The sequence below is a fragment of the Paracoccaceae bacterium Fryx2 genome (assembly GCA_032334235.1).
GTDB lineage: Bacteria > Pseudomonadota > Alphaproteobacteria > Rhodobacterales > Rhodobacteraceae > JAVSGI01.
In genome coordinates this window covers 367,746-394,510 of sequence record JAVSGI010000005.1, presented here as the reverse complement: position 1 = coordinate 394,510, position 26,765 = coordinate 367,746, and the positions used below count along the sequence as shown (strand labels likewise).

Sequence of the window (26,765 nt, the reverse complement as noted above, 5' to 3'; positions counted from 1 at the left end):
CTCAGCCCCCGTAGATCAGGGTTTCCAGCGGCCCCGCCGGCAGGTTCAGCTTCAGCAGCCGGTCGAACACGCCGTAGATGCCGAGCGAGATCACGATCCCCACCGGGATCGAAAACCACAGCTGCCGCTTGCCGAAGGCGCGCGCGGTAAAGGCGAACAGCAGGCCGGTGGCAATCGCGAAGCCCGCGATCTTCAAGAGGATCAGCTGTGCGCCAAGCCCCGCCACGATCCACAGCACCGGGGCGGGCTGCTGCGGCGGGCGCGGTTCATAGTCGCCGCGAATGCCTGCCGCCACCGTCCAGCCCGCAAGGCCCAGCAGGCACCAGCCGATGGCGCGTGGCACACCCGCCGGGCCGACCCCGGCATAACCGCCCGCCTGCGGCAGTCTGGCCCCCTCCCACAGCAGCAGCGCGCCAAGGGCGGCCAGCAGGACCGCGATGAAGAACGCCGCCCCATCGGGGCGGCGCGTCGGCTTGTTTGCGAGGTGTTTCATTTCACCAGACCGATTTCCCGCAGGATGCCTTCGGTCGCGGCGGTGTCGGTCGCCAGTTGCGCCTCGAAATCGGCGCCCGCCAGCCAGGTGTTGGCCCAGCCCTTGGTCGCCAGCGCCGAGGTCCAGCCTTCCGAGGCGTTCATCTTCTCGATGTCGGCCATGATGGCGGCCTTCTGTTCATCGGTCAGCCCCGGTGCTGCGGCGACCATGCGCCAGTTCTGCAGCACCACGTCAAAGCCCGCTTCCGCCAGGGTCGGCGCATCGACGCCCTCGATCCTGTCAGCCGACGATACCGCCAGCAGGCGCATGGTGCCGGCCTGCACCTGCGGCAGAAACTCGCCAAGGCTCGAGACGCCCGCCGTCACCTGATTGCCCAGAATGGCCGCCAGCGCCTCGCCGCCGCCGGAGTAGGCGACGTAGTTGATCTTGGTCGGGTCAACCCCCGCCGCCTTGGCAAGCAGCCCGACGGTGATGTGGTCGGCCCCCCCGGCCGAACCGCCCGCCCAGGACACCGCACCCGGATCGGCCTTCAGCGCCTCGACCAGTTCGCCGATGGTCTGGATCGGCGAGGCGGTGGGCACCACGATCGCCTCGTATTCGCCGGTCAGCCGGGCAATCGGCGTCACGTCCTTCAGCGACACCGGCGAGCCGTTGGTCAGGATCGCACCGACCATGACATAGCCGCCGACGATCAGCTGCGTCGGATCGCCCGCCGCCGAGGATGCGAACTGCGCAAGGCCCACGGTGCCGCCGGCACCCGGCACGTTCTGCACCTGCACCGACGAGGAGATGCCTTCGGCCTGCAGCACCTCCTGCATTGTGCGGGCGGTCTGGTCCCAGCCGCCGCCGGGGCCTGCCGGGGCAATGATGGTATAGTCGGCCGCAAGGGCCGGCAGTGCAACGGCCGAGGCCAGCAGCCCCGCCAGAATGAAATGTCTCATCGTGTTTCCCTCCCAGGATGGCCCGCATGTGGCGGGTCCGTGAAACCGGCGGGGGGCATGGGGGCGCAGCCCGTGGCAATGGCCCGGCGCGCCTTGGTCCCCCCTTTGAGCGGGCCTCTGCCTCCTCAGGCGGCCCTGCGACAACTTGACCACATCAAGCTGTCACCAAGCTGACATCCGGGCAAGGATTCTGCGGGGAAACCGCTACTCGCCCGCCAGCGCCGCCTGCCAGCGCGCGATCAGCCGCCGCCGCTTGGCCTGATCGAGGTAGACCAGCAGGCCGGGGCTGACCGCCACCGGGCGCAACTGTGCCCCCAGCGCCGCCTCCATGCTGCGGGCCGAGTCTTCGGCCGAGACCTCGAGGCTGACGGCGGGCAGGCGCAGGCGTTCGGCCAGAATGGTCTGCCCGGCCCGCGACATGAAGAACCCCAGCACCCGCGCCCCCAGATCGGGCCGCGCCGCCGCCCGTGGCACCAGCCCGACGCGCGAGATCACCACCGTGAAATCGCGCGGCAGAAGCAGCCCGACATTCGGGTTGTTCCGCGCCCAGTCGGCGGCGTAGGAACCAAGAATGTTGTAACCCAGCACCAGCCGCCCGTCCGATACCCGCTCCAGTATCTCCTGGCTGGTGGCGAACTGCTGCACCCCCGCCGCCCCCATCGCCTGCACCACCGACCAGATGTCGGCAAAATGTTCCTGATCGCGGGCAAGGAACAGATAGCCCACCGCCGACCGCTCGATGTCATAGGTGCCGATGCGCCCCTGCATCGCGGGGCCTGCCGCACGCAGGTAGTTGATCAGCCCGATCCTCGTGGCGGGCGGCGTGTCGGGGAAGCTCGGCTTGTGATAGACGAAGACCGCTGGCTCGTAGGTCATGGCATAGGCGGTGTCGCGCCAGTTGGCCCAGCGCGGCCAGCCCGCCGTTTCGGGCACCACCACGGCGCGGGCATAGCCGTCATTTGCCAGTTTCACCTGCAAATCCATCGCCGACGAGAACACGAAATCCGCCGTCCGCCCGCCCGCATCGGTTTCGGCCACGATCCGGGCCGAAATCTCGCCGGTCAGCAGGTCTTCATAGACCACCGCGACGCCCGGATTCTCGGCCTGAAAGCCCGCGATCAGCGGCGCGGCCAGCCGTTCGTCAAGCGACGAGTAGATCACCACCTCGGCCGTCTCGGCCCCCGCCGCGTCAAAACGGAACACCGCCGCCGCCGCCGGTTGGGCGGCCAGACAGAAGGCAAGCAGTAACCCCGTGATCCTCATGGACCAACGATGCCCCAAGAGGGCACGGTTCACAACCATGCGCGCAGCGGCTAGGCTGGCCCGCAGGGGGGACCGATGCGTATCCTGCTGGTCGAGGACAATCTGGCACTGGCCGAGGCGCTGGCCACGCTGCTGAGCGCGGCGGGCTATGCCGTGGACCGGGTGGCCGACGGCGCATCGGCCGAGGCGCTGGCGGCGGCCGAAACCTTCGATCTGGTGATCCTCGATCTGAACCTGCCCCAGATGGACGGGCTGTCGGTGCTGCGCGCCATGCGGGCGCGGGCCGATCAGGCGGCCGTGCTGATCCTGACCGCGCGCGGCGCGCCAGAGGACCGGGTGCGCGGGCTGGACCTTGGCGCCGACGACTACATGATCAAGCCCTTCGACATCGGCGAGTTCGAGGCGCGGGTGCGCTCGCTGCTGCGCCGTCAGGCGGGGCTGCGCGCGGCCTCGGTCAGCATCGGCGCCGTCAGCTTCGATCTGACCTCGCGCCAGTTCGCGGCGGGTGGTCAGGCGATGGACCTGCCCGCCCGCGAACGCGCGCTGCTGGAGCTGCTGTTCATGCGCGCGGGCAAGGTGGTGGCGAAAGAGGCCATCGTGCAGTCGCTGACTGCCCTTGACGACATCCTGTCCGACAACGCCATCGAGCAATATGCCAGTCGCCTGCGCCGCCGTCTGGCGCCGCACGGGCTGCACCTGCGCACCGCACGCGGCATCGGCTACTACCTTGAAAAGTCGGAACCCGGATGACCGGCTATTCGCTGCGCCGCCGCCTGCTGGGCTGGTTGTTGCTGTCCACCGCCGTGCTGGGGATGCTGGCGCTGGCCGACACCTGGCGCGAGGCGCTGCGCACCGCCACCTCGGTGTCGGACCGGGTGCTGGCCGGGTCGGCGCTGGCGATTGCCGAGCGGGTGACGGTGGACGAAGCCGGCGGGCTGGAGGCCGACATCCCCTATTCCGCGCTGGAAATGCTGACCTCGACGGCGCAGGACCGGGTGTTTTACCGCGTCGACGGCCCGCCGGGGCAGTTCCTGACCGGCTATGACCGGCTGGCCGTGGTGCCCTCGCCCCCCGGCGACCCGACGCCCCTTGCCGCGATCTTTGCCGACGGGGTCTTCGCGGGCGACCCGATCCGCATCGCCACGCTGCACCGGCAGGCTTCGACCGGCATCGCCTCGATCCCGTTCACGGTGACGGTGGCGGAATCGACGCTGGCGCGGGTGGCGCTGGCGCGGGCGATCCTGTGGCGCTCGGCGTTGCGGCTGGCGGGGATGATCCTGGGGGCGGGCGCCATCGTCTGGGTGGCGGTGACGCTGGCGCTGCGCCCGCTGGACCGGATGGGTGCCGTGATCGCAGAGCGTTCCCCCGACGACCTGCGCCCGATCCGGCAGGAGGCGCCGTCAGAGGTTGCGGGGCTGGTCGAGGCGGTGAACAGCTTCATGGGGCGGCTGGGCACGGCACTGGCGGCGCTGCGCAACTTCACCGGCAACGCCAGCCACCAGTTGCGCACGCCGCTGGCGGTGGTGCGGACCCAGCTTGCGCTGGCCTCGCGCGCGCCCACCCTCGCCGCCGGGCGCGAGGCCACCGCCAAGGCCGATGCCGCGCTGGCCGAGGCGGAGCGGATACTGGCGCAACTTCTGCTGCTGGCGCGGGTGGATGCGGCGGCGGGCCTGCCGGTGCCCGACTCCATCGACCCCGGCGCGCTGGCCCGTCAGCTTACGGCCGAGCGGGTGCCCGCCGCCGCGCTGGCGGGTGTCGATCTGGGATATGAAGGCGGGCCAACGCCGCGGATCCGCGCCGAGCCGGTGCTGCTGTCCGAGGCGCTGCGCAACCTGCTGGACAACGCGCTGACCCATGCCGGGCGCGGCGCGGTGGTCACGGTGCGGGTGCGCGCCGAGCCGGGCAGCGTGTGCCTGTCGGTTGAAGACGACGGCCCCGGCCTGCCCGAGGCGCTGCGCGCATCCGTGGGGCGCCGTTTCGCGCGCGGGGGCACCAATGCCGAGGGGCTGGGGCTCGGTCTGGCCATCGTACAGGAAATCGCCCAGCTTTATCAGGGAACTCTGGCGCTGCACCCCGGCCCGCTGGGGCGCGGGTTGGTGGCGGAACTGCGCTTTCCCGCCGCCTGAGTCATTCCGGCTGGAAGCCGCCGATCAGTTGCCGCAACCCGATCACCGCCCCCGCGACAATCGCCACCAGCGTCACCGGGCCGGACCATGCCAGCGTGGCAAAGGCCGTGACCCCCTGCCCGACCGAACAGCCCAGCGCCACGACGCCGCCCACCCCCATCATCGCCGCCCCGGAAACCTGCCGCCCCAGTTCGCGCGGGTCTTCGCAGGCTTCCCAGCGGAACATCCCCCGGATCATCGACCCCGCCAGCGCCCCCAGCATCACCCCCAGCACCGAACCGACCGAAAAGGTGATGCCCCCGGCGGTCGAGGTCATCAGGAAGATCAGCGTTCGCCCGATCGGCGCGGTGAAGGACGGGCCCTCGACCGAGATCGCCCCGAGGCTCGCCCCGTTCACCCAGGTGGTGCCCGCAAGGCACCACACCACCGCCAGCCCCGCCAGCACGCCCCAGCCGATCTGCCGCCGCGACCGGCGCAGCGGCGCATGGGCCAGCGCCGCCCCGATCAGCAGCAGCGCCAGCGGCACCGCGAAGGCCAGCGCGGGCAGACCGGTCGCGGCGGTGAAGGCATGGGCCATGCCCTGCGGGCCGATGGCATCCTGCTGCACGAACAGCGCGGTGCGCAGCGGCGCCAGCGGGCCCGACAGCGCGACAAAGCGGAAGATGCCCATCACCACCACCACCACCAGCGACCGCAGGTCGCCGCCGCCAAAGCGCACCAGCGCGCCGAAGCCGCAGTTGCCCGCCAGCGCCATGCCATAGCCGAACAGCAGCCCGCCCGCGATGCTGGCCAGCGGGTTCCACGCGATCTGGTGGTAGAAGGTGGCGCCCACATCGACCAGCCCCGTCGCATCCCCGATCCAGGTGCCCAGAATCGCCACACCCAGCACGATGCCCCACAGCCGCACCCGGCGCTGGTCGGCGCCGTAGACCGCGCTTTCAATCGCGCCCAGCGTGCAGAAATCGCCCAGGCGCGCCGCCAGCCCCAGCACCAGCCCGCCGATCAGCCCGACCGCCGCCGCCAGCACCCCATATGGCAATTCGTCCATCGCGCCCCCCTTGCCCCCCGGTTGCCGAAGGGCTTTTTCAGTCGTTCGCCCGGTCTTGCCCCGGCTCGCAGAACATGTCGGCCACCAGGTCGATCGTGCGGATCACCTTCGGATCAAGGATCGAATAATAGATCGCCTGCCCTTCCCGCCGGGCACTGACCAGCCCTTCCAGCCGCAACCGCGCCAGTTGCTGGCTGACCGCAGACTGCCGCGAGGACAGCAGGGTTTCAAGCTCGGTGACGCTCTTGCGGCCCGAGGACAGGTGAAACAGGATCATCAGCCGCCCCTCGTGCGCCAGCGCCTTGAGGAAGTTCGACGCGGCATCGGCCTTGCCCATCATCGCGTCGGGCGAGGGCCTGCGGCGGGTCTCGTCTTCCGTCCCGGCTTTGTCCCAGGCCATGTCTCGCTGCTCCTGGCTGCCCCCGTTGCGGCCGACCTTGGCATGACGGCCCTGCCCCGGCCAGTGGCAAGCGCCGCTCCGGGGCAGTTTCGCCGGTCAATCCGTGACGGTCGCGCCCGGCGCGGCGGCGATCATCTGGCCCAGCAGGCCCCAGAAGAACGCCTCGCCCGGATAGCCCTCGATCCGCCCGAGTTCCACCCCGTCCTGTGCCAGCACGAAGGTCGGGGTGAAATGCGGCGGGCTGACCACGCTCAGCCCCGCAGGCAGGTCGGCCCGGATGTTCACCGGCACCAGCGGCGCGGCCCGCCCCTCGGCGGTCAGCGGATAGGCGTCGCCCACCTCGCGCTTCCACTGTTCGCAGTAGATGCAGCCAACCTGTTCGAACATGTAGAGCTGCAACTCGGCCCGCGCCGGCAGCGCGCCCGGCGCCAGAAGCGCCGACAGGGCCAGACGCCGCGCGGCGGGGCCGAAAAAGATTCGCATAGGGTGCATGATTGACGCCTGCCGGAAAATATAGAAACATTGTAATGTGAATTTCGAAACAAGCAAGCCAGCCGTCCACCTTCCCGGTGCCGCGGGAAAGGCCACAGCAGCGGCGGGGGGAGACGGGCATGTTCGACATGACATTCGGGGGGGCGGCACTGGCGGGGCTCTTGTCGTTCCTTTCGCCCTGCATCCTGCCGATGGTGCCGTTCTACCTCTGCTACATGGCCGGGATTTCCATGCAGGAGTTGCGCGGCAACACCGCCATCGCCCCCGGCGCGCAACTGCGGCTGGTCATTTCTGCCACCGCCTTCGCGCTGGGGGTCACCACGATCTTCGTGCTGCTGGGGCTGGGCGCCACGGCGCTGGGGCGCAGCTTCATCCAGTGGAAGGAACCCCTGTCCTACGTCGCGGCGGCGGTGCTGCTGGTGTTCGGGCTGCATTTCCTCGGCGTGATCCGGGTGCCGTTCCTCTATCGCGAGGCGCGAATCGAGTCCAAGACAGAACCCTCGACCCTGATCGGCGCCTATGTCATGGGGCTCGCCTTCGGTTTCGGCTGGACGCCCTGCGTCGGCCCGGCGCTGGCGGCGATACTGATGGTCGCCTCGGGCATGGGCGACCTGTGGCGCGGGGCGGCCTTGCTGCTGGTTTACGGTCTGGCGATGACGCTGCCCTTCGTGCTGGCCGCCCTGTTCGCCAGGCCGTTTCTGGGCTGGGTCGGGCGCAACCGGCAGTATCTGGGGTATGTGGAAAAGATCATGGGGGTGATGCTGATCGTCTTCGCCATACTGATCGCCACCAATTCCGTCAGCTACATAGCAGACTTCATGATCCGCAACTTCGACTTCACCAGCACGCTCCGATAACCATGGGGAGGACTGCCATGCACCGTTTGTTCGCCACCGCCGCCACCGTGATCGCCCTTGCTTTGCCCGCCTTTGCGGCCGAACTGGGCGACGACGGCCTGCACAAGCCGGACTGGCTGCGCGACACCTTCAAGGATCTGCGCGACGATCTGGCCGAGGCCAATGCCGAGGGCAAGCGCCTGATGATCACCTTTGAACAGCGCGGCTGCATCTACTGCACAGAAATGCACGAGAAGGTCTTTCCCGACCCGGCAATCGACGCGCTGATACGCGAAAGCTTTTTCGTGGTGCAGATGAACCTGTTCGGCGATGTCGAGGTGACCGACTTCGACGGCACCGTGCTGCCCGAAAAGGCGATGGCGGTGCGCTGGGGCGTGGTGTTCACGCCGACGCTGATCTTCCTGCCCGAAGAGGTGCCCGAAGGCCAGACCGCCGCCGAGGCCGCCGTGGTGGCCATGCCGGGATCTTTCGGCAAGGGCACCACCGAGGCGCTGCTGACCTGGGTCCGCGATCACGGCTATGACAGCGGCGAACACTTCCAGAAGTATCTGGCCGGGCGAATGAACGCGGGCGACTGACGCCCCGAGAAACATGCCATTTTCCTGCTTCTTTTCAACATATTGCGCCGCATCACCAGGAAACGGCCAATATACATGCAAAAATTGTAATATTTTGTTGCGGGGACGGGCCGGCGTGTCATAGACTGCGAGTCGGGAGACATCAGGGAGGACTTCAATGAAGCGCATCATTGTGCTTGGCGTGCTTGCGTCTGCAGTTGCGGTCATGCCCGCACTCAGTGAAACGGCCCCTGCCGCCGTGACGTTCTCCGAAGGTTCGGTCGTGGCGCCGCTGTCGGACGCGCCGGGCGATCCCGCAGCCGGGGCAACGGTGATGACCACCGCCGCGCTCGGCAATTGCGTGGCCTGCCACACGATCAGCGCCATGCCGGACGTGCAGTTTCAGGGCAATGTCGGTCCGACGCTGGACGGTGCCGCCGACCGCTATGACGAGGCCCATCTGCGCGGCATGGTCGTCAATGCGAAGCAGACGTTCGAGGTCACGGTCATGCCGCCCTTCTACAAGACCGAAGGCTTCATCCGCCCCGGTGCCGCCTATACCGGCAAGGCACCCGAGGGCGATCTGCCCCCGATCCTGACCGCCCAGCAAGTCGAAGATGTGGTTGCCTACCTCCTGACGCTCAAAGAGTGACGGGCGGGGGCTGACAAAGACGAAGGAGATCACCATGAACCTGACAAGACGTCATGCGCTTGCGCTGGGTATCGGCGGGGTTGCCGCACTTGCGCTGCCCTTCCCGGCCCTGGCTGCGGTGGAAGAGGCGGTCGCGGCCTTCACCGGCGGCGCGGCTGTCGGCAGCGGCGGCATCACCCTGACCGCCCCCGAAATCGCCGAGAACGGCAACACCGTTCCGGTTTCGGTCGACGCGCCCGGCGCTGTGTCGATCATGCTGCTGGCCACGGGTAACCCGACGCCTGCGGTCGCCACCTTCACCTTCGGCCCCGGGGCCGGGTCGCAGATGGCCGCGACGCGCATCCGCCTTGCCAAGACGCAGGACGTGCTGGCCATCGCCAAAATGGCCGACGGCAGCTTCGTGCAGGCATCCTCGACCGTGAAAGTCACCATCGGCGGCTGCGGCGGCTGAGCCTGGCACCGGGGCGGCCAACCGCCCGTGTCAGACAGGAACCCAAGGAGATGAACCATGGCAGAAGACGTAAAACCCCGCGTCAAGGTCCCCAAGTCGGCAGCGGCCGGCGAGGTGGTGACGCTCAAGACCCTGATCAGCCACCCGATGGAATCGGGGCAGCGCAAGGCCGCCGACGGCAGCCTGATCCCGCGCTCGATCATCAACCGTTTCACCTGCGAATTCAACGGGGTGAACGTGATCGACATCACCATCGAACCGGCGGTCTCGACCAACCCCTACTTCGAATTCGACGCGAAGATCGACGCGGCGGGCGAGTTCAGGTTCACCTGGTATGACGACGACGGCTCGGTCTACGAAGACAGCAAGCCGATCACCATCGCCTGATCGCGACGGTCACCGAACAGGCACACCGCCCCAAGACCGCAACGGGGGCGGGCGGCCCCACCCAGGGAGGATCTGCAATGCGTTTGCGTCACAACAGCAAACTGATCGCCGCGACCGCGATGGCCGTTCTGGCCGCAGGCGTGGCAACCGCCGAGGCTCTGGAAGGTGTCGATCTGGTGGTGAACGAGGAAATCACCCTGGTGACCCGCGCCGCCCCCGGCCCCGCAGTCAAGGACGTGCTGCCCGAGGTTCTGTCGGGCTGGCTGTTCCGCGAAAGCGAAACCCGCACCATGCAGATGGACGACTTTTCCAACCCGGCGATCGTTTTCGTCGACAAGGGCACAGACCTCTGGGCCAAGGTCGATGGCAGCGAAGGCAAATCCTGCGCCTCGTGCCATGACGATATCGAAAGCATGAAGGGCGTGCGGACCTCGATGCCCAAGATCAACGCGGCCGGTGACGACCTGTGGTCGCTGGAAAACTTCGTCAACGACTGCCGCACCACCCGCATGGGCGCCGAGGCCTGGAAGTGGAACAGCGACGACATGAAGAACATGACGGCCGCGATTTCCATGCAGTCGCGAGGCGACGTGATGAATGTCGCCATCGACGGCCCCGCCGAGATCTGGTGGGAACAGGGCAAGGAAATCTACTACACCCGCTACGGCCAGCTCGAGATGTCCTGCGCCAACTGCCACGAGACCAACTACGGCAACATGATCCGCGCCGACCATCTGAGCCAGGGCCAGATCAACGGCTTTCCGGCCTACCGGCTGAAGGATGCGGCGGTGGTCTCGATCCACCAGCGGTTCGTCGGCTGCGTGCGCGACACCCGTGCCGAAACCTTTGCCGCAGGCTCGCCCGAGTTCCGCGCGCTGGAGCTTTACGTCGCCTCGCGCGGGGCCGGGCTTTCGGTCGAAGGCGTCTCGGTGCGCCCCTGAACCGTCCGGGCGCGCGCCCGACCCGGCGCGCCCCCCGCTCTTGCATCAGACCCGCCCCGCCCGACGCGCCGATGCGCGCGGGACCACGCACGCCCGCCGGGCAAGGAGAGACCGAATGATCACGCGCCGCGAATTCTTGCAGGCATCGGTGGCGGCCTCGGCCATCTGGGGGGCGTCGGGCATCGGCAACTGGTCGAAGCTGGCGGCCCAGCAGGCGCTGAGCCAGGACCAGTTGCTCCAGTTCGACGATTTCGGAAATGTCACCCTGATCCACATCACCGACATTCACGCCCAGACCAAGCCGATCTGGTTTCGTGAACCCGAGATCAACCTTGGCGTCGGTGACGCGAAAGGCAAACCGCCGCACGTCACCGGTGCTGACCTGATCAAACTTTTCAACCTGACCCCCGGCTCGCCCGAGGCCTATGCCCTGACCCACGAGGATTTCGTGGCGCTGGCGCGGACCTACGGCAAGATGGGCGGGCTGGACCGGGTGGCGACCGTGGTGAAATCCATCCGTGCCGCGCGCCCCGACAGCATCCTGCTGGATGGCGGCGACACCTGGCACGGCTCGATGACCAGCTATCTGACCAAGGGTCAGGACATGGTCAACATCATGAACGCGCTTGGCACCGAAGCCATGACCTCGCATTGGGAATGGACCTTCGGCACCGACCGGGTGAAGGAAATCGTCGAGTCCCTGCCCTTCCCCTTCCTCGGCGCCAACATCTTCGACTCCGAGTGGGACGAACCGGCGTTCGAGCCCTACAAGATCTTCGAAAAGGGCGGGCTGCGCATCGCGGTGATCGGCCAGGCCTTCCCCTACATGCCGATTGCCAACCCGAAATGGATGTTTCCCGAATATTCGTTCGGTATCCGGCAGGAGCGGATGCAGGCCATGGTCGACGAGGTCCGCGCCGCGGGCGTCGATCTGGTGGTGTGCCTGTCGCACAACGGCTTCGATGTCGACCGCAAGATGGCGGCGCATGTCAGCGGCATCGACGTGATCCTGACCGGCCACACCCATGACGCGCTGCCCGAACCCGTGCTGGTCGGCCAGACCATCCTGATTGCGTCGGGGTCGAACGGCAAGTTCGTCTCGCGCGTCGATCTCGATGTGCAGGGCGGAAAGATGATGGGCTTCCGCCACAAGCTGATCCCGGTCTTTTCGGACGTGATCACGCCCGACGCCGACATGGCCGCCCTGATCGACGCCGAGCGCGCGCCGTTCAAGGACCAGTTGCAGCAGGTGGTGGGCCAGACCGAAAGCCTGCTTTACCGGCGCGGCAACTTCAACGGCACCTGGGATGACCTGATCTGCAACGCGATCCGCAGCGAGCGCGACGCCCAGATCGCCATGTCGCCCGGCGTGCGCTGGGGCCCCTCGATCCTTCCAGGCGAAGGCATCACCCGCGAGGACATCCACAACGCGACCTCGATGACCTACGGGCAGGTCTACCGCACTGAAATGACCGGCGAGACCATCCTGACCATTCTGGAAGACGTGGCGGACAACCTCTTCAACCCCGACCCCTATTACCAGCAGGGCGGCGACATGGTCCGCGTTGGCGGCATGGGCTACCACATCGACGTGTCGAAACCGATCGGCAGCCGGATCACCAACATGACCCTGATCGAGACCGGCGAGACCATCGAGCCCGCGAAAACCTACACCGTCGCGGGGTGGGCCTCGGTCAACGAGGGCACAGAGGGGCCGCAGATCTGGGATGTGGTCGAAAGCCATCTGGCCAAAATCGGCACCGTGCGGCTTGAACCCAACACCTCGGTCGTCGTCACCGGGGCCTGACGCCCTTACGATCTGTCTTTATGAAGGAGCGCTGTTTCATGACGCAAGACCCCATGAAAGGCACCACCCGCCGGGGCTTCCTCGGCACCGGCCTCGCGGCGGGCGGCGCGCTGGTCGCAGCCAGCGCAGGCGCCGCCACCCCCGACCCGCTGATTACCGAAGTGCAGGACTGGGCCTCCACCCTTGGCGACGGCGTCGATGCCGTCCCCTACGGGATGCCGATCAGGTTCGAATCGGACGTGGTGCGGCGCAACGTGGCCTGGCTTACGGCCGAGACCGCCTCGTCGATCAACTTCACCCCGATCCATGCGCTCGACGGCACCATCACCCCGCAGGGCTGTGCTTTCGAGCGGCACCATTCCGGCGCGATCGAGCTTGCCAAGCCCGACTACCGCCTGATGATCAACGGTCTGGTCGATACGCCGCTGGTGTTCACCTATGCCGACCTCGAACGCTTTCCGCGCGAAAGCCACGTCTATTTCCTGGAATGCGCCGCCAATACCGGCATGGAATGGGCGGGCAGCCAGCTCAACGGCTCGCAGTTCACCCACGGCATGATCCACAACATGGAATATACCGGCGTGCCGCTGCGGCTGCTGCTGGAAGAGGCCAGGGTCAAGCCCGAGGGCAAGTGGGTCTATGTCGAAGGCGCCGATGCCTCGTCGAACGGCCGCTCGATCCCGCTGGAAAAGGCGATGGACGACTGCCTCGTGGCCTTCAAGGCCAATGGCGAGGCGCTGCGCAAGGAACACGGCTACCCCGTCCGGCTCTGCGTGCCGGGGTGGGAAGGCAACATGTGGGTCAAGTGGCTGCGCCGGGTCGAAGTCGGCGACCAGCCGTGGGAAAGCCGCGAAGAAACCTCGAAATACACCGACACCATGGCGGATGGCACCTCGCGCAAGTTCACCTGGGTGATGGATGCCAAATCGGTGATCACCAGCCCCAGCCCGCAAGCCCCGATCACCCACGGCCCCGGCCCGGTGGTGATCACCGGTCTGGTGTTGCGCGACAACCATCTTGGCCGGTGCCGGCAACCACCTTGGCCGGTGGGGCTGAACGGAAGACGGGCATGCCCGTCTGGAGGGCAGCCCCACCGGCTTGAGTGATTTCGGGGAAGGTGCTGGTCGCTGCGGGTTGGTAAGCCGGGTTCCTCTGCCGTCAAACGGAGGATCCGGGTTGGCCTACAAACCCATCAACGACCAGCAATTGAGATTATACATGTCCGACCTCCGATATCACAGTCAGCGCACGTCGGCCGCCCGCGCCGGGTTCAGCGAGCGCACGGCCCGACGGTTCGATGCCAACCCGACGCTGCCCTCGAACCGCAAGATCGTTCACGGGCGCACGGTGGCCGATCCCCTCGAGGGTTATTGGGAGGGCGACATCCTTCCCTTGCTGGAGAGGGACAGCGCCTTGCAGGCCGTCACCCTGCTGCGCCACCTTCAGGGCCTGCACCCGCTGGCCTTCCCCGATGACCGCATCCGGCGCACCCTGGAACGGCGGGTGCGGCAGTGGCGGGCGCTGAACGGACCCGAGCGCGACATCATCTTCCGCCAGACGCCGGAGCCGGGCCGCATGGCCCAGTCCGACTTCACTCATGCCGAGGAGCTGGAGGTGACGATCGCGGGCCAGCTATTCCCGCATCTGCTCTACCACTTCGTCATGGTCTACAGCCGGTGGGAGCATGTCGGGGTGGTCCTGGGCGGGGAGAGCTTCACGGCCTTGGCCGAGAACCTGCAGCAGGCGCTCTGGTCGCTCGGCGGGGCACCACAGGAGCATCGCACCGACAGCCTCTCGGCCGCTTTCCGCAACCTGACGGCTGACCAGCGCCAGGATATCACCACGCGCTACAATGCCTTCGTCGGCCATTACGGCATGGAGGCCAGTCGCAACAACCGCGGGGAAGCTCATGAGAACGGCGCGGTGGAATCCCAGAACCGGCACCTGAAGAAGGCCATCGAACAGGCGCTGATCCTGCGCGGCAGCCGCGACTTCGCCAGCATTGAGGACTACCGCCGCTTCATCGACATTCTGGTGGCACGGCGCAACCGGCAGCGGGCGATCGCGGTTCAGGCGGAACAGGCGCATCTGAAGCCCCTGCCGTCCCGGCGCACCACCGACTTTACAGAGACCGTGGTTCCGGTCACCCGCACCAGCGGCTTTCTGGTCAAGAGCATCTTCTACAGCGCCCCGTCGCAGCTGATCGGGCAGCGCTTGCGGGTCCACCTTTACGACGATCGCCTTGAGGCCTTTCTCGGCAGCACCCTGGTCGTCAGCCATACAAGGGCGCGTGGTCGCGGCGACGGCCATCGCGTGCATGTCATCAACTACCATCACGTCATCCACGCGCTGCGGCGCAAACCGCAAGCCCTGTGGAGTTCGATCTACCGCGACAGCCTGTTCCCGCGAACCGAATACGCTGAGGCCTGGAAGGTGCTGCAGCGTGATCTGCCCCGCCGCGACGCCTGCCGCCGCATGGTCGACCTGCTGTTCATCGCCCACGACCGGGCCTGCGAGGCGGAACTGGCACATCTCCTGACGGACGATCTCGACGCCGGCCGGGTGCCGGACCCTGACCTGCTGATGCTCCGCCTGAGCCCGAAGCAAACGGCGCTGCCGACAGATGTCACCGTCGCCCATCCCTCGCTCGACAGCTTCGATGCCCTTCTGGGAGCCTGCGCATGACCTCCCGCGAGATCGACATCCACACGCTGCCAGGCATGCTGACCGCGCTGCGCCTGCCCAGCTTCCACAAGCTTTGGGCCGACATCGCCACCCGCGCCGATGCCGAAGGCTGGCCCGCTGCCCGCTTTCTGGCCGTCCTCGCGGAATACGAACTGGCCGAGCGCGACATGCGCCGCATTCAGCGCCACATGAACGAGGCACAGCTACCGGCTGGCAAGACGCTGGCGACCTTCGACTTCAAGGCGCTGCCAACCCTGCCGCGCGCCCGGATCGAGGCCTTGGCGGCCGGCGACTGGCTGGAGGGTGGCGGCAATCTGATCGCCATCGGCAATTCCGGCACGGGCAAAACGCACATTCTCTGCGCGATAGGCCATGCCCTGATCGAGCGGGGACACCGCGTGTTCTATACCCGGACCAGCGATCTGGTGCAGCGACTTCAGGCCGCCCGCCGCGATCTGGTGCTCGAAGCCGCGCTCGCCAAGCTCGACAAGTTCGACCTGATCATCCTCGACGACATCACCTACGCCCACAAGGATCAGGCCGAGACAGGCGTGCTCTTCGAGCTGATCGCCCGGCGCTACGAATGCCGCAGCATCGCCATCGCCGCCAACCAGCCCTTCAGCGGCTGGGACCAGATCTTCCCGGACAAGGCGATGACCGTCGCCGCCATCGACCGGCTGGTTCATCACGCAGCGATCCTGGAGATGAATGCCGAAAGCTTCCGCCAGCGCGCGGCCGCCTCCAACAAAGAGGCGCTGAGCAGACCGCCAACGACAACCATCGCCGACAACAAGGACAAAGGAGAAGGCTGAGCGAAAAACAATTCCAGATACGCCAACCCAGCGGCCTAAAACCGGCCAACGTGGTTGACGGTCACGGACATGCTGGTTGACGCGCTACAGTCTGGCCTGGTCGGGCCGCGGCTCGATTACCCGGGTGGACGTGACGCTGGACGGCGGCAAGACGTGGAGAGAGGCCCGGCTTCAGCCGCAGCCGCATGACAAGGCGCTGCGCCGCTTCTATGTCGATCACGTCTGGGACGGGTCAGAGATGCTGCTGCAGTCGCGCGCCATCGACAGCACGGGCTATGTGCAGCCGACCAAGACGCAACTGCGCGAAGTGCGCGGCGTCAATTCGGTCTATCACAACAACTGCATCCAGACCTGGTGGGTCAAGGCGAACGGAGAGGCCGAGAATGTCGAAGTTTCCTGAACGGATGATCGGCCTCGCACTGGCCTCCATGCTCTGCGCCGCCCCGGCGCTGGCGGAAAAGATCGGCCTCGGCCGCCCCGCCCTGCCCGAGGAAATCGCCGCCTGGGATCTGGACGTGCGCCCCGATGGTCTTGGCCTGCCCGAAGGCTCGGGCGACGTGGCGACCGGCGAGGAAGTTTTTTCCGAGAAATGCGCGGTCTGCCACGGCGAGTTTGCCGAAGGCGTCGACAACTGGCCGAAACTCGCGGGCGGGCGGGATACGCTGAACCGCGACGATCCGCTGAAAACCGTCGGCTCCTACTGGCCGTATCTGTCAACGACCTGGGACTATGTTCACCGCTCGATGCCGTTCGGCAATGCCCAGACGCTTGCGCCCGACGGGGTTTATGCAATCGTGGCTTACATCCTGTATTCCAACGATCTGGTGGAGGATGACTTCGTGCTGTCGAAGGAAACCTTCCTTGACGTGGCGATGCCCAATGCCGACGGCTTATTCGTCGATGACCGCGACGCCACCGAACTCGCCGCCTTCAGCGCCCCGCCCTGCATGGAAAACTGCAAGGCAACGGTGGAGATCACCGCCCATGCCACGGTGCTGGACGTGACGCCCGACACGCAGGACGACAATGACCCGGTGCCAGTGGTGGCAGCGGAGCCAGAGGCCCCCGTGGAAACGCCAGTTGCCGAAGCGCCCGCTCCCGAACCTGCCCCCGCGCCTGCGGCAGCCGAACCGGCAGCCGCAGCCGTCCCGGACCTGGTGTCGGCCGGCGAGAAGGTGTTCAAGAAATGCGCCGCCTGCCACAAGGTCGGCGACAAGGCCAAGAACAGCACCGGGCCGATGATGAACGGCATCGTCGGGCGCAGCGCGGCCACGGTCGAGGGCTTCAAGTATTCGCCCGCGATGACCAAGGCAGCGGCCGATGGTCTGGTCTGGGATGCCGCCAGCATCGACGCCTACCTGCTGGACCCCAAGGGCTTTGTTCCCAAGAACAAGATGTCCTTCGTCGGGCTTAAAAAGCCCGAGGACCGGGCGGCGGTGATCGCCTATCTGTCAACCTTCGGGGGCTGAAATGCCGACAGGCCGCTTCTTGCGCGCCCTTGCCCTTGCCGCCGGATGCCTTGCGCAACCGGCGGCAGCCGAGCTTATCGGCGACGCCCAACGCGGTGCGCACCTGTTCGAACGCCAGTGCACCGCCTGCCACCAGATCGGCGCAGGCGCGATCAACCGGGTCGGCCCGCAGCTCAACGGCATCTTCGGGCGACGGGCGGGCACGGCCGAAAGCTTCAAGTATTCCAAGGCCATGACCCGGATGGGCAACGACGGCCTGACCTGGACGCTGGAGACGCTCGACCCCTATCTTGCCAATCCCAAGGCGCTGGTTTCAGGCACGCGGATGAACTACCCCGGCTTGGCGGATGACACCGGCCGCGCCGACCTGCTGGCCTACCTGCGCGACTACTCCGACCGCCCGCGCGACATTCCCGAGGCCGAACCCACCGCCCGCAAGACGACCCCGGGCCTCGACCCCGCGATCCTGGCGCTGGAGGGCGACGCCGAATATGGCGCCTACCTTTCATCGGAATGTGCCACCTGCCATCAGGCGGACGGCAGCGATCAGGGCATCCCCTCGATCACCGGCTGGCCGCCGGAGGATTTCGTGGTGGCGCTACACGCCTACAAGCAGAAGCTGCGCCCGCATCCGGTGATGCAGATGATGGCGGGGCGGCTGTCGAACGAGGAAATCGCCGCCCTGGCCGCCTACTTCACCACGCAGGGGCAATAGGCGGCATGACAGCAAACGCGCAGACCACACCGGAAGCCGCAAAGGAACCGGACCAACACACCCAAGGGAGGAGACCCACCATGCATCTGAACAGACGCCTTTTCCTCGGCTCGGCCGCAGCCGCCACCGCTTCCCTGTCGGCCCCGATGCTCTGGGGGCAGACCAAACCCCGCGTCGTGGTGATCGGCGGCGGCGCGGGCGGGGCGACCGTCGCGCGCTATCTGGCGAAGGATTCGCAGGGCGCGCTGGATGTGACGCTGATCGAGCCGAACACCACCTACACCACCTGCTTCTTTTCCAACCTATACCTCGGCGGCTTCCGCACCTTTGAAAGCCTGCAGCACGGCTACACCAAGCTTGGTGCCGAGGGCATCACCGTGGTGCATGACATGGCGGCGGGCGTGGACCGGGCGGCGAAGACCGTCACGCTGGCGGGCGGGCAGGTGCTTCCCTATGACAGGCTGGTGCTCTCGCCCGGGATCGACTTCAAGGACGACAGCGTGCCGGGCTGGTCGCTCGACGTTGCGGAAATCATGCCGCACGCCTACAAGGCCGGCCCCCAGACCCAGCTCTTGCGCGCCCAGATCGAGGCGATGCCGCAGGGCGGCACCTTCTGCATGGTGGCCCCGCCCAACCCCTTCCGCTGCCCGCCCGGCCCCTACGAGCGGGTGTCGATGGTGGCGCATGTGCTGAAAGAGCGGAACCCGACCGCCAAGATCCTCGTGCTGGACCCGAAGGACAAATACTCCAAACAGGCGCTGTTCGAGGAAGGCTGGGGCAAGCACTATTCCGGCATGGTGGAATGGGTCGGCCCCGACATGGGCGGCAATGCCGTCGAGGTTCGCCCCGACAGCATGGAAGTGCTGATCGACGGCGAGGCCGAAAAGGTCGATGTCTGCAACGTGATCCCCGGCCAGGTGGCGGGCAAGATCGCGGCGCTTGCGGGCGTCACCGACGACTCGGGCTGGGCACCGGTCGATCCGGCCAGCATGGTGTCGCGCGCAGATCCGGCGGTCTGGGTGCTGGGCGATGCCTCGGCGCAGGGCGACATGCCGAAATCGGGCTTCTCGGCCAACAGCCAGGCCAAGGTGGCGGCAATGGCGATAAGGGGCGAGTTGACCGGATCGAAGGTGTTCCCGGCGAAATACTCCAACACCTGCTGGTCGCTGATCGCGACCGATGACGGGGTCAAGGTCGGCGCCAGCTACGAGCCGACGCCGGAAAAGATCGCGAGCGTCGAAAGCTTCATCAGCGCGACGGGCGAGGATGCCGCCCTGCGCAAGGCGACTTACGAGGAAAGCCTCGGCTGGTACGCAGGCATCACCGCCGACATCTTCGGCTGACCACCGGCGGCGGGCGCGACAGCGCCCGCCCGAACCCTGCCGAAGGAGACTGCCATGACCCTGACCCGCCGCCACCTGCTGCAAGCCGCGCTGGCCACCGGCCTTGCCCCGCTTCTGCCGCGCCGCCTCTGGGCCGGATCGACCCTGACGCTGGGCACGATGCAGATCGACACCCTGTCCGATGGCCACCTTGTGCTGCCGGGCGATTTCATCCTCGGCGGAATGCCACCCGCGGAAATGGCGGCGATCATGGCGAAACACGGCCTGCCGACCGACCGGCTGGAGCCGCCCTGCAACGTCACCCTGCTGCGCGACGGCAGCAGCACCGTGCTGTTCGACGTGGGCGCCGGCCCCGATTTCCAGCCATCGGCTGGCAAGCTGGCCGAGGCGATGGACCTGCTGGGGGTCACGGCGGATGACATCACCCATGTCGTCTTCACCCGCGCCCACCCCGACCACCTCTGGGGGCTGCTCGACGAATTCGACGACCCGCTGTTCCCCAACGCGGCCTTCCTGATCGGGCAGGCAGAGTACGACTACTGGACCGACCCGAACACCGTGGCGACCATCGGCGCGGCCCGAACCACCTTTGCCGTGGGTGCGGCCCGGCGCCTTGCGGTCATCGCCGACCGGGTGACCTTCGTCGGCGACGGGCAGGAAATCCTGCCCGGTGTCGCGGCCCGCCTGACCCCCGGCCATACGCCGGGGCACATGGCCTTTCAGCTTGGCGCGGGGTCCGACGCTGCGATGGTGGTCGGCGATGCGCTGGGCAACCACCATGTGGCGTTCGAGCGGTGAACCGCCCCGGGTTTACCGGAGGGCAAAACTCTCGGAGAATTGCCCGTTATGGAACAGACCTCAAAGAAGAAGACCTCGAAGCCGTATTCACCTGAGTTCCGCGAGCGTGCGGTGCGGCTGGCGATGGAACACCGCGATGATTATCAGAGCGAGGCTGCGGCGCTGACGGCGATTGCAGGTAAATTGGGCTGTTCGACGGACAGCCTTCGCGTCTGGATGCGACAGGTCCAGCGCGATGGTGGCGAACGGCCGGGACCTACCAGCGCTGAGATCGCGCGGATCAAAGAGCTTGAGCGCGAGAACCGGGAACTGCGGCAAGCGAACGAGATTCTGCGCAAAGCTTCAGCGTATTTTGCCCAGGCGGAGCTCGACCGCCCGTTTCGCAAATGACTGCTTTCATTGAGGAAAGCCGAGAGGCATTCGGGGTCGAGCCGATCTGCAGGGCACTGCAGTTTGCCCCTTCCACCTTTTATGACCGGCGGGCGATCATGCGTGATCCTGACCGGGCCTCGGCCCGGGCCAAATCGGATGCCGCCCTGAGCCTCAAGATCGACGCGGCCTGGGATGCCAACCGCAAGCTCTATGGCGCGCGGAAGATCTGGCATGTTTTGCGACGGCAGGGTGAAGACGCCGCCCGCTGCACCGTGGAACGATTGATGCGCCATCTGGGCATCAGGGGCGTGGTCCGTGGCAAGAAGGTCATCACGACCAATCCTGACACGTCTCTGCCTTGCCCGGACGACAAGGTGAACCGGCTGTTCATGGCGGATCGGCCGAACAAGCTGTGGGTTTCAGATTTCACCTATGTGCCCACATGGTCCGGCACCGTCTACGTGGCCTTCGTCATCGACGTCTTTGCACGTCGTATTGTCGGTTGGCGCGTCTCGACATCGATGAAGACCCAGTTTGTGCTCGACGCGCTGGAGCAAGCGATCTGGCAAAGAAAGACGCCGGATAACAAGAGCTTGGTCCACCATTCGGACCGCGGATCACAATACCTGTCGATCAAATACACCGAACGCCTGGCCAAGGCCGAGATCGACCTTTCCGTTGGAACAGTTGGCGATGCCTATGACAACGCCTTGGCTGAATGCGTCATCGGCCTGTTCAAGACAGAGGTCATCAACCAGATCGGCCCCTGGAAATCAATGCGCGAGGTCGAATGGGAAACGCTGAAATGGATCGATTGGTATAACAACCGCCGCCTGCTTGGCCCAATCGGATACATCCCACCCGCAGAAGCAGAGGAGGCGTTCTATGCAAACCTGAACTCACTCGATATGGTCGCGTAGTCATTGAACAAACCACCCTCCGGTAAACCCGGGGCGGTTCACGGCCAGACTGGGCCTCGGGTTCGGATCAGGACAGCGCGCTGGCCGCCGCAACGCGGGTCGGCCTGCTGGATCAGATCGCGTCGCACGGAATGCGCCTGATCGGCTTTCACCTGCCCGGCGGCGGCATCGGCCATGCCGAACGCGCGGATGGCGCCTACAGGTTCGTGAACGAGGTTTGAGGCGCTCCCCGAGACACGGCCAAGCATCGCGCCGGGGCGGCCACCCTGCCCCGCCAGATCGGTCAGAACCGCCCCGATCCACATGCACAGCAGCGCAAGCCAGGCGGTGGCGACAAAGATCGACCCGCCCGATACCCCTGCCCCGATCGAGCAGCCCCCGGCCAGCATCCCGCCAAAGCCCATCATCACCGCGCCGACCATCGCCCGGCGCATGCTGCCTTCGCCGTCGAAGCCCTGAAACTTCAACTCGCCCTTCCACGCCGCTGCGAGGAACGCACCCAGAAATACCCCGGGCACCAGACCGATGTCGAATTCGAACACCCGGTCGGGGGTCAGGAAATACATCAGCGTGTTGGCCGAAGGCCCGGTGAAGGTGACCGAGGTCACGCTCATCGGGTCGAAACTCGCCTGTGCCAGCGTGAAGGTCAGCACCCATCCCAGCGCCACGGCAAAGCCGACCCCGGCCCCGAAGACCAGCGTGCCCGCCCCGATCCGGTTGCGGCGTGCCAGATACAGCGCCAGCACCGCGATCATGAGCCCCAGCACCATGCCGCTTTGCGCAGGCAGGCCCAGCGCCTCGCGCAGGTCGACATTGCGCCCGCCCGGCGTGACCCAGAGCCGCGCGATGCGGTCGCGCAAGGGCGCCAGCCAGCCGTGCAGGCTCATCTGCGCCACCACCGCGAAGATCAGCCCCGAGACCACCGAGCGCAGGTTGCCCGTGGCCGCCAGCACCAGCAGGCGCCCCGAGCAGCCGCGCGCCAGCACCATCCCCGAGCCGAACACCAGACCGCCGATCATCGCCCCCGACCACGACCCGGTGACAGCCATCATCCGCGCCTCTTCGGCACGGAACAGGCCCAGCATCTGCGCACCCTGGACCCAGACCAGCGCGGTGGAGAACGTCAGCAGCCACACCGCGACGCGCGCGCCCATGATGCCCCGGGCAAACTCGACCGTCGCCGCGCGCAGGCAGAAGGCCGAGCGTTGCGCCGCGATGCCGAACACCATGCCGGTGGCCAGTCCGAACAGCGCAGCCGTCGGGGCCTCGCCGATCCGGTCGATGAGGGGAACGATATCCATGGGTATCCCTTGCCGTATGCGGCCACGCTAGCCTGTGCATCCTGCCATGCCTTGATCCAGATCAGAACAGGGATTTCCCGTTCCCCGTCGGGCGTCCGGACCGGCCATTCCCGCACCGCGCCGCACCTGCAAGCGGCACGGAATCATTGCCTTTTCCGCAGGCAATCACCCGCAGACACGGCATGGGCCGTCCCTTCGCCACCTGTGGCCCGGAAGCGGCCGCAGGGTCACGCGACGCGCGACAGAATGTTTCGCCTTGCCTGCTGGACAGGCGCGCATAGCCGTGCAAGGTTATCGGCACACCTGCGCGGTAAGAAAAATTCACCAATCGGGCTGTATCCAAAATCAACGGGAGGATTCCATGGATCGTCGTTCATTCCTGACAAAAGCCGGTGTCGCCGGCGTCGGGGCGGCCTCTGCCGCAACCCTGGCCGCTCCGGCCCTTGCCCAGACGGCCCCCAAGGTCACCTGGCGACTGACCTCGTCTTTTCCCAAATCGCTCGACACGATCTATGGCGGTGCGGAAGCCCTCTCGAAATTCGTTTCCGAGGCTTCCGACGGCAATTTCACCATCCAGGTATTCGCCGCGGGCGAACTGGTGCCCGGCCTGCAAGCGGCTGATGCCGTGACCGCCGCCACCGTCGAGGCGTGCCACACGGTCGGCTACTACTACTGGGGCAAGGACCCGGCCTGGGCCGTGGCGGCCGCCATTCCGTTCTCGCTGTCGGCGCGGGGCATCAATGCCTGGCACTACCACGGCGGCGGTATCGACATGTACAACGAGTTCCTGGCGCAGCACAACATCGTCGCCTTCCCGGGCGGCAACACCGGCGTGCAGATGGGTGGCTGGTTCCGCAAGGAAATCAACACCGTGGCCGACCTGACGGGCCTGAAGATGCGGATCGGCGGCTTTGCCGGCAAGGTCATGGAAAAGCTGGGCGTCGTGCCGCAGCAGATCGCCGGCGGCGACATCTATCCGGCGCTGGAAAAGGGCACGATCGACGCCTCCGAATGGGTCGGCCCCTATGACGACGAGAAGCTCGGCTTCTTCAAGGTCGCGCCCTACTACTACTACCCCGGCTGGTGGGAAGGCGGCCCGACCGTCCACTTCATGTTCAACAAGGCCGCCTACGAGGGTCTGCCCCCGGCCTATCAGGCGCTGCTGCGGACCGCGTCGCGCGCCGCCGACGCCGACATGCTGCAGAAATACGACTACAAGAACCCGACCGCCATCAAGTCGCTGGTGGCCCAGGGCACCCAGCTGCGCCCGTTCAGCCCGGAAATCCTTGAAGCCTGCTTCAACGCCGCCAACGAGGTCTATGCCGAGATGGAGGCCAACAACCCGGCTTTCGCCAAGATGTGGGGCTCGATCAAGGCGTTCCGGTCCGAGCACTACACCTGGTCGCAGATCGCGGAATACAACTACGACACCTTCATGATGGTGCAACAGAACGCGGCCAAGCTCTGATCCCGACGGGATTCGTTGCCTGACCAGAAGGCCCCGGAGCGGTGACGCTCCGGGGCTTTTCCGTTTTCGGAGGCGGGAAATGAAAACCGGCGGCGCATCGCTGCGCCGCCGGGAAGATTGTCGGGCCTCCGGGCCTGGTTGCCCGGCGCAGGCGGGTCTAGTTGACCGGCGCGGGCACCGGCGCGGGCAAGGGGGCGGGTGCCGGGGCAAGCCCGCCGCCCAATCCACCACCCAACCCGCCGCCCAGCCCGCCACCAAGCCCACCCCCGAGGCCCGGCATCTGCGGCAGGGTGATGGTGACGTTGCTGGTGTCGATCGGCGGTCCCTTGTAGTGCATGACCATCTGCGGGAAGCCGATCACCAGCCCCACCATCACGATCTGGATCACCACGAAGGGCACAGCCCCCCAGTAGATCTGCCCCGTGGTCACCGGGTCGGTGCGGATGCCGGTCACCTTGTCGATAAAGGCTGACTTCGGCGCGACCGAGCGCAGGTAGAACAGCGCAAAGCCGAATGGCGGGTGCATGAACGAGGTCTGCATGTTCACCCCAAGGATGATCCCGAACCAGATCAGGTCGATCCCCAGCGCCTCGGCCGCGGGGGCCAGCAGCGGCACGATGATGAAGGCCAGCTCGAAGAAATCGAGGAAGAAGGCCAGCAGGAACACCAGCACCGACACCGCGATCAGGAAGCCGGTCTCGCCGCCGGGCAGCGAAGTCAGCAGGTGCTCGACCCATATATGCCCGTTGACCCCGTAGAAGGTCAGCGAGAACACCCGCGCGCCCAGCAGGATGAACATGACGAAGGCCGACAGCCGCGTCGTCGAGGTCAGCGCCTGGCTGACCACGCCGTAGTTCAGCCGCCCCTTCATCAGGGCCAGCAGCAACGCGCCCACCGCCCCCATCGCCCCGCCTTCGGTCGGCGTCGCGATGCCGAGGAAGATGGTGCCCAGCACGAGGAAGATCAGCGCCAGCGGCGGGATCAGCACGATGATGACCTGCTGCGCCAGCCGCGACATGATGTTGGTCTTCAGCGCCCGGTCGGAAATCGCCGCGATGTAGATCACGACGATGCCGACAACTGCACCCAGGATGTCGGCATTGGCGCCTTGCGATTCATACAGCCACAGATGCGCGCCATAGGAGAAGCCGATCGCCGCCAGCAGCGCCACCCCGAGCGAGGTCACGCCGTGCCCGAGCGTGCGCGCCTCCATCGGCAAAGCGGGCATCGACTTCGGGCTGATGATCGAGACCACCAGCACATAGGCCATGTAAAGCCCGGTCAGGATCATGCCGGGGATCAGCGCCGCCTTGTACATGTCGCCCACCGACCGGCCAAGCTGGTCGGCCAGCACGATCAGCACCAGGCTCGGCGGGATGATCTGCGCAAGGGTGCCGCTGGCCGCGATGACGCCGCTGGCCACCCGCCGGTCATAGCCGTAGCGCAGCATGATCGGCAGCGAAATCAGGCCCATGGCGATGACCGAGGCCGCAACCACCCCGGTTGTCGCCGCCAGCAGCGCCCCCACGATGATCACCGCATAGGCCAGCCCGCCGCGAATCGGGCCGAACAGCTGCCCGATTGTATCAAGCAGGTCCTCGGCCATCCCCGATCGTTCCAGCACGATCCCCATGAAGGTGAAGAAGGGAATCGCCAGGAGCGTCTCGTTCGACATCACCCCCCAGAAGCGTTCCGGCATTGCGGTCAGCAACGGCCAGTCAAGGTTGATGGTGCCTTCCGACAGCGGCGCCAGTTCGACCCCGATGAAGAAGAAGAACAGCCCGTTGGCCGCCAGCGCGAAAGCCACCGGATAGCCCAGCAGCAGGAAGGCCACGAGGCTTGCGAACATGATCGGCGCCATGTTCAGCGCGATGAATTCCATCATTTGCGGATCTCCTCGACCAGCGCCTTGGCTTCAAGCTCGGCCGCCTCGTGAACCGAGATGAAGGGCGTCGGGTCGGGAATGACACCGCGCATCACCGCAATCTTCTTGATGATTTCCGAAATGCCCTGCAGCGCCAGCAGCAGGAAACCGATCAGCAGCAACGATTTCGCAGGCCAGATGATCAGCCCGCCAGAGTTGTTCGACACCTCGCCGCTAAGCACCGACCGCGAAACGTAGGGCACGAAATACCAGATCATCAGCAGCACGAAGGGCATCAGGAAGAACACATGCCCGAAAAGGTCGATCCAGTGCTGCACGCGGCGCGGGAACAGGCCGTAGACGATGTCGATCCTTATGTGTTCGTTCTGCCGCAGCGTATAGGCCGCAGCCAGCAGGAAGGCCGCGCCGAACAGATACCACTGCAATTCCAGCCAGGAATTCGACGAGACGTTGAAGACCTTGCGGATCACCGCGTTGGTCGCGCTGACCAGCACCGCGACAAGAATGAGCCAGGCGACGGACTTGCCGATGATCTCGGTCATCTTGTCGATGGCGCGCGTCAGGGCAAGCAGCCCGTTCATG

At 66.4% G+C, this 26,765-nt stretch carries 26 protein-coding genes, 2 pseudogenes and 1 other annotated feature; of the genes and pseudogenes, 19 read left to right on the top strand and 9 right to left on the bottom strand.

The annotated features are described in order from the left end of the window. Position 1 precedes the first annotated feature (1 nt). From RNZ50_11155 to RNZ50_11145, 3 genes are all read right to left on the bottom strand, one after another. Positions 2-493 carry a tripartite tricarboxylate transporter TctB family protein gene (locus RNZ50_11155; GenBank protein MDT8855560.1) on the bottom strand — a complete coding sequence of 164 codons (492 nt, stop codon included), beginning with the start codon at positions 491-493 and terminating at the stop codon, positions 2-4. Further along, on the bottom strand, positions 490-1,434 hold the full coding sequence (locus RNZ50_11150; GenBank protein MDT8855559.1) for a tripartite tricarboxylate transporter substrate binding protein: 945 nt from the start codon (positions 1,432-1,434) through the stop codon (positions 490-492). The genes RNZ50_11155 and RNZ50_11150 overlap by 4 nt, the downstream gene beginning before the upstream one ends. A 204-nt stretch (positions 1,435-1,638) precedes the next feature. Next, on the bottom strand, positions 1,639-2,697 hold the full coding sequence (locus tag RNZ50_11145; protein MDT8855558.1) for an ABC transporter substrate-binding protein: 1,059 nt from the start codon (positions 2,695-2,697) through the stop codon (positions 1,639-1,641). Between the two features lie 75 nt (positions 2,698-2,772). Here RNZ50_11145 and RNZ50_11140 point away from each other — a divergent pair, with 75 nt between their 5' ends. Both RNZ50_11140 and RNZ50_11135 read left to right on the top strand, forming a co-directional pair. Then, positions 2,773-3,447, top strand: coding sequence for a response regulator transcription factor (locus RNZ50_11140; protein ID MDT8855557.1), 675 nt, complete (start codon positions 2,773-2,775; stop codon positions 3,445-3,447). Beyond that, entirely contained in the window at positions 3,444-4,823 is a 1,380-nt protein-coding gene (locus RNZ50_11135) for a sensor histidine kinase (GenBank protein ID MDT8855556.1), read from the top strand. Before RNZ50_11140 ends, RNZ50_11135 begins: the two co-directional genes overlap by 4 nt. Position 4,824: 1 nt before the next feature. Here the strand turns inward: RNZ50_11135 and RNZ50_11130 are convergent, their stop codons facing one another. The 3 genes from RNZ50_11130 to RNZ50_11120 form a co-directional block, all read right to left on the bottom strand. Continuing rightward, complete coding sequence (locus RNZ50_11130) at positions 4,825-5,871, bottom strand: YeeE/YedE family protein (protein ID MDT8855555.1); 1,047 nt, start codon at positions 5,869-5,871, stop codon at positions 4,825-4,827. A gap of 37 nt (positions 5,872-5,908) precedes the next feature. Next, positions 5,909-6,271, bottom strand: a complete 363-nt coding sequence (locus tag RNZ50_11125) for a metalloregulator ArsR/SmtB family transcription factor (protein MDT8855554.1) — start codon at positions 6,269-6,271, stop codon at positions 5,909-5,911. Positions 6,272-6,367: 96 nt separating this feature from the next. After that, positions 6,368-6,763: a thioredoxin family protein gene (locus RNZ50_11120; GenBank protein ID MDT8855553.1), complete on the bottom strand. Its 396-nt coding sequence runs from the start codon at positions 6,761-6,763 to the stop codon at positions 6,368-6,370. Between the two features lie 119 nt (positions 6,764-6,882). On the opposite strand from RNZ50_11120, the gene RNZ50_11115 reads away from it, so the two are divergent. The 16 genes and pseudogenes from RNZ50_11115 (at position 6,883) to RNZ50_11040 (ending at position 21,529) form a co-directional block, all read left to right on the top strand. Continuing rightward, a complete protein-coding gene (locus RNZ50_11115) occupies positions 6,883-7,620 on the top strand; it encodes a cytochrome c biogenesis protein CcdA (protein ID MDT8855552.1) in 738 nt (245 codons plus the stop codon). Positions 7,621-7,637: 17 nt separating this feature from the next. After that, complete coding sequence (locus RNZ50_11110; protein ID MDT8855551.1) at positions 7,638-8,198, top strand: thioredoxin family protein; 561 nt, start codon at positions 7,638-7,640, stop codon at positions 8,196-8,198. Positions 8,199-8,355: 157 nt separating this feature from the next. After that, positions 8,356-8,829: a sulfur oxidation c-type cytochrome SoxX gene (soxX, locus tag RNZ50_11105; GenBank protein MDT8855550.1), complete on the top strand. Its 474-nt coding sequence runs from the start codon at positions 8,356-8,358 to the stop codon at positions 8,827-8,829. Between the two features lie 34 nt (positions 8,830-8,863). After that, complete coding sequence (gene soxY, locus RNZ50_11100) at positions 8,864-9,280, top strand: thiosulfate oxidation carrier protein SoxY (GenBank protein ID MDT8855549.1); 417 nt, start codon at positions 8,864-8,866, stop codon at positions 9,278-9,280. Positions 9,281-9,337: 57 nt separating this feature from the next. Next, positions 9,338-9,667, top strand: a complete 330-nt coding sequence (soxZ, locus tag RNZ50_11095) for a thiosulfate oxidation carrier complex protein SoxZ (protein MDT8855548.1) — start codon at positions 9,338-9,340, stop codon at positions 9,665-9,667. A 77-nt stretch (positions 9,668-9,744) separates the two neighbouring features. Further along, entirely contained in the window at positions 9,745-10,608 is an 864-nt protein-coding gene (soxA, locus tag RNZ50_11090) for a sulfur oxidation c-type cytochrome SoxA (protein MDT8855547.1), read from the top strand. 115 nt (positions 10,609-10,723) lie between these two features. Then, entirely contained in the window at positions 10,724-12,415 is a 1,692-nt protein-coding gene (gene soxB / locus RNZ50_11085; protein ID MDT8855546.1) for a thiosulfohydrolase SoxB, read from the top strand. A gap of 38 nt (positions 12,416-12,453) precedes the next feature. Then, on the top strand, positions 12,454-13,521 hold the full coding sequence (gene soxC, locus RNZ50_11080) for a sulfite dehydrogenase (GenBank protein MDT8855545.1): 1,068 nt from the start codon (positions 12,454-12,456) through the stop codon (positions 13,519-13,521). 70 nt (positions 13,522-13,591) lie between these two features. After that, entirely contained in the window at positions 13,592-15,100 is a 1,509-nt protein-coding gene (gene istA, locus RNZ50_11075) for an IS21 family transposase (GenBank protein ID MDT8855544.1), read from the top strand. After that, complete coding sequence (istB, locus tag RNZ50_11070) at positions 15,097-15,912, top strand: IS21-like element helper ATPase IstB (protein MDT8855543.1); 816 nt, start codon at positions 15,097-15,099, stop codon at positions 15,910-15,912. The genes istA and istB overlap by 4 nt, the downstream gene beginning before the upstream one ends. A gap of 91 nt (positions 15,913-16,003) precedes the next feature. Next, a pseudogene (locus RNZ50_11065) lies at positions 16,004-16,312 on the top strand (sulfite dehydrogenase). Next, the gene (locus RNZ50_11060) at positions 16,296-17,381 is read left to right on the top strand and encodes a c-type cytochrome (GenBank protein MDT8855542.1); all 1,086 of its coding nucleotides are present in this window, start codon (positions 16,296-16,298) and stop codon (positions 17,379-17,381) included. The pseudogene RNZ50_11065 and the gene RNZ50_11060 overlap by 17 nt, the downstream one beginning before the upstream one ends. 1 nt (position 17,382) lies before the next feature. Next, the gene (locus tag RNZ50_11055; GenBank protein MDT8855541.1) at positions 17,383-18,096 is read left to right on the top strand and encodes a c-type cytochrome; all 714 of its coding nucleotides are present in this window, start codon (positions 17,383-17,385) and stop codon (positions 18,094-18,096) included. A gap of 80 nt (positions 18,097-18,176) precedes the next feature. Then, complete coding sequence (locus RNZ50_11050) at positions 18,177-19,439, top strand: NAD(P)/FAD-dependent oxidoreductase (GenBank protein MDT8855540.1); 1,263 nt, start codon at positions 18,177-18,179, stop codon at positions 19,437-19,439. A gap of 54 nt (positions 19,440-19,493) precedes the next feature. Then, complete coding sequence (locus RNZ50_11045; protein MDT8855539.1) at positions 19,494-20,237, top strand: MBL fold metallo-hydrolase; 744 nt, start codon at positions 19,494-19,496, stop codon at positions 20,235-20,237. 48 nt (positions 20,238-20,285) lie between these two features. Further along, positions 20,286-21,529 (top strand): IS3 family transposase gene (locus tag RNZ50_11040; protein MDT8855538.1). Its coding sequence is split into 2 segments (ribosomal slippage): positions 20,286-20,589 and positions 20,589-21,529, totalling 1,245 coding nucleotides; the frame shifts between segments, so codons are not numbered across the junction. Continuing rightward, positions 20,582-20,698, top strand: a sequence feature (AL1L pseudoknot). It overlaps the preceding gene by 117 nt. A gap of 275 nt (positions 21,530-21,804) precedes the next feature. On the opposite strand, the pseudogene RNZ50_11035 reads toward RNZ50_11040, so the two are convergent. Further along, positions 21,805-22,830 (bottom strand): annotated as a pseudogene (locus RNZ50_11035) (YeeE/YedE family protein). A 361-nt stretch (positions 22,831-23,191) separates the two neighbouring features. Here RNZ50_11035 and RNZ50_11030 point away from each other — a divergent pair. Beyond that, positions 23,192-24,298 carry a TRAP transporter substrate-binding protein gene (locus RNZ50_11030; protein MDT8855537.1) on the top strand — a complete coding sequence of 369 codons (1,107 nt, stop codon included), beginning with the start codon at positions 23,192-23,194 and terminating at the stop codon, positions 24,296-24,298. 157 nt (positions 24,299-24,455) lie between these two features. Here RNZ50_11030 and RNZ50_11025 read toward each other — a convergent pair whose 3' ends face one another. Both RNZ50_11025 and RNZ50_11020 read right to left on the bottom strand, forming a co-directional pair. Continuing rightward, positions 24,456-26,183 (bottom strand): TRAP transporter large permease subunit, encoded by a 1,728-nt coding sequence (locus RNZ50_11025; protein ID MDT8855536.1) that lies wholly within the window; start codon positions 26,181-26,183, stop codon positions 24,456-24,458. Next, on the bottom strand, positions 26,180-26,764 hold the full coding sequence (locus RNZ50_11020; GenBank protein ID MDT8855535.1) for a TRAP transporter small permease subunit: 585 nt from the start codon (positions 26,762-26,764) through the stop codon (positions 26,180-26,182). The genes RNZ50_11025 and RNZ50_11020 overlap by 4 nt, the downstream gene beginning before the upstream one ends. Between the last annotated feature and the right edge of the window lies 1 nt (position 26,765).

Bases quoted from the DNA above. Each gene is read 5' to 3' on its own strand.
- istB (MDT8855543.1), top strand. From the start codon at position 15,097: ATGACCTCCCGCGAGATCGACATCCACACGCTGCCAGGCATGCTGACC.
- soxC (MDT8855545.1), top strand. From the start codon at position 12,454: ATGACGCAAGACCCCATGAAAGGCACCACCCGCCGGGGCTTCCTCGGC.
- RNZ50_11025 (MDT8855536.1), bottom strand. From the start codon at position 26,183: ATGATGGAATTCATCGCGCTGAACATGGCGCCGATCATGTTCGCAAGC.
- soxY (MDT8855549.1), top strand. From the start codon at position 8,864: ATGAACCTGACAAGACGTCATGCGCTTGCGCTGGGTATCGGCGGGGTT.
- RNZ50_11130 (MDT8855555.1), bottom strand. From the start codon at position 5,871: ATGGACGAATTGCCATATGGGGTGCTGGCGGCGGCGGTCGGGCTGATC.
- RNZ50_11125 (MDT8855554.1), bottom strand. From the start codon at position 6,271: ATGGCCTGGGACAAAGCCGGGACGGAAGACGAGACCCGCCGCAGGCCC.
- RNZ50_11060 (MDT8855542.1), top strand. From the start codon at position 16,296: ATGTCGAAGTTTCCTGAACGGATGATCGGCCTCGCACTGGCCTCCATG.
- RNZ50_11055 (MDT8855541.1), top strand. From the start codon at position 17,383: ATGCCGACAGGCCGCTTCTTGCGCGCCCTTGCCCTTGCCGCCGGATGC.
- soxX (MDT8855550.1), top strand. From the start codon at position 8,356: ATGAAGCGCATCATTGTGCTTGGCGTGCTTGCGTCTGCAGTTGCGGTC.
- RNZ50_11140 (MDT8855557.1), top strand. From the start codon at position 2,773: ATGCGTATCCTGCTGGTCGAGGACAATCTGGCACTGGCCGAGGCGCTG.
- RNZ50_11110 (MDT8855551.1), top strand. From the start codon at position 7,638: ATGCACCGTTTGTTCGCCACCGCCGCCACCGTGATCGCCCTTGCTTTG.
- soxB (MDT8855546.1), top strand. From the start codon at position 10,724: ATGATCACGCGCCGCGAATTCTTGCAGGCATCGGTGGCGGCCTCGGCC.
- RNZ50_11145 (MDT8855558.1), bottom strand. From the start codon at position 2,697: ATGAGGATCACGGGGTTACTGCTTGCCTTCTGTCTGGCCGCCCAACCG.
- RNZ50_11020 (MDT8855535.1), bottom strand. From the start codon at position 26,764: ATGAACGGGCTGCTTGCCCTGACGCGCGCCATCGACAAGATGACCGAG.
- RNZ50_11045 (MDT8855539.1), top strand. From the start codon at position 19,494: ATGACCCTGACCCGCCGCCACCTGCTGCAAGCCGCGCTGGCCACCGGC.
- RNZ50_11120 (MDT8855553.1), bottom strand. From the start codon at position 6,763: ATGCACCCTATGCGAATCTTTTTCGGCCCCGCCGCGCGGCGTCTGGCC.
- RNZ50_11030 (MDT8855537.1), top strand. From the start codon at position 23,192: ATGGATCGTCGTTCATTCCTGACAAAAGCCGGTGTCGCCGGCGTCGGG.
- RNZ50_11150 (MDT8855559.1), bottom strand. From the start codon at position 1,434: ATGAGACATTTCATTCTGGCGGGGCTGCTGGCCTCGGCCGTTGCACTG.
- RNZ50_11155 (MDT8855560.1), bottom strand. From the start codon at position 493: ATGAAACACCTCGCAAACAAGCCGACGCGCCGCCCCGATGGGGCGGCG.
- RNZ50_11050 (MDT8855540.1), top strand. From the start codon at position 18,177: ATGCATCTGAACAGACGCCTTTTCCTCGGCTCGGCCGCAGCCGCCACC.
- soxZ (MDT8855548.1), top strand. From the start codon at position 9,338: ATGGCAGAAGACGTAAAACCCCGCGTCAAGGTCCCCAAGTCGGCAGCG.
- RNZ50_11115 (MDT8855552.1), top strand. From the start codon at position 6,883: ATGTTCGACATGACATTCGGGGGGGCGGCACTGGCGGGGCTCTTGTCG.
- RNZ50_11135 (MDT8855556.1), top strand. From the start codon at position 3,444: ATGACCGGCTATTCGCTGCGCCGCCGCCTGCTGGGCTGGTTGTTGCTG.
- soxA (MDT8855547.1), top strand. From the start codon at position 9,745: ATGCGTTTGCGTCACAACAGCAAACTGATCGCCGCGACCGCGATGGCC.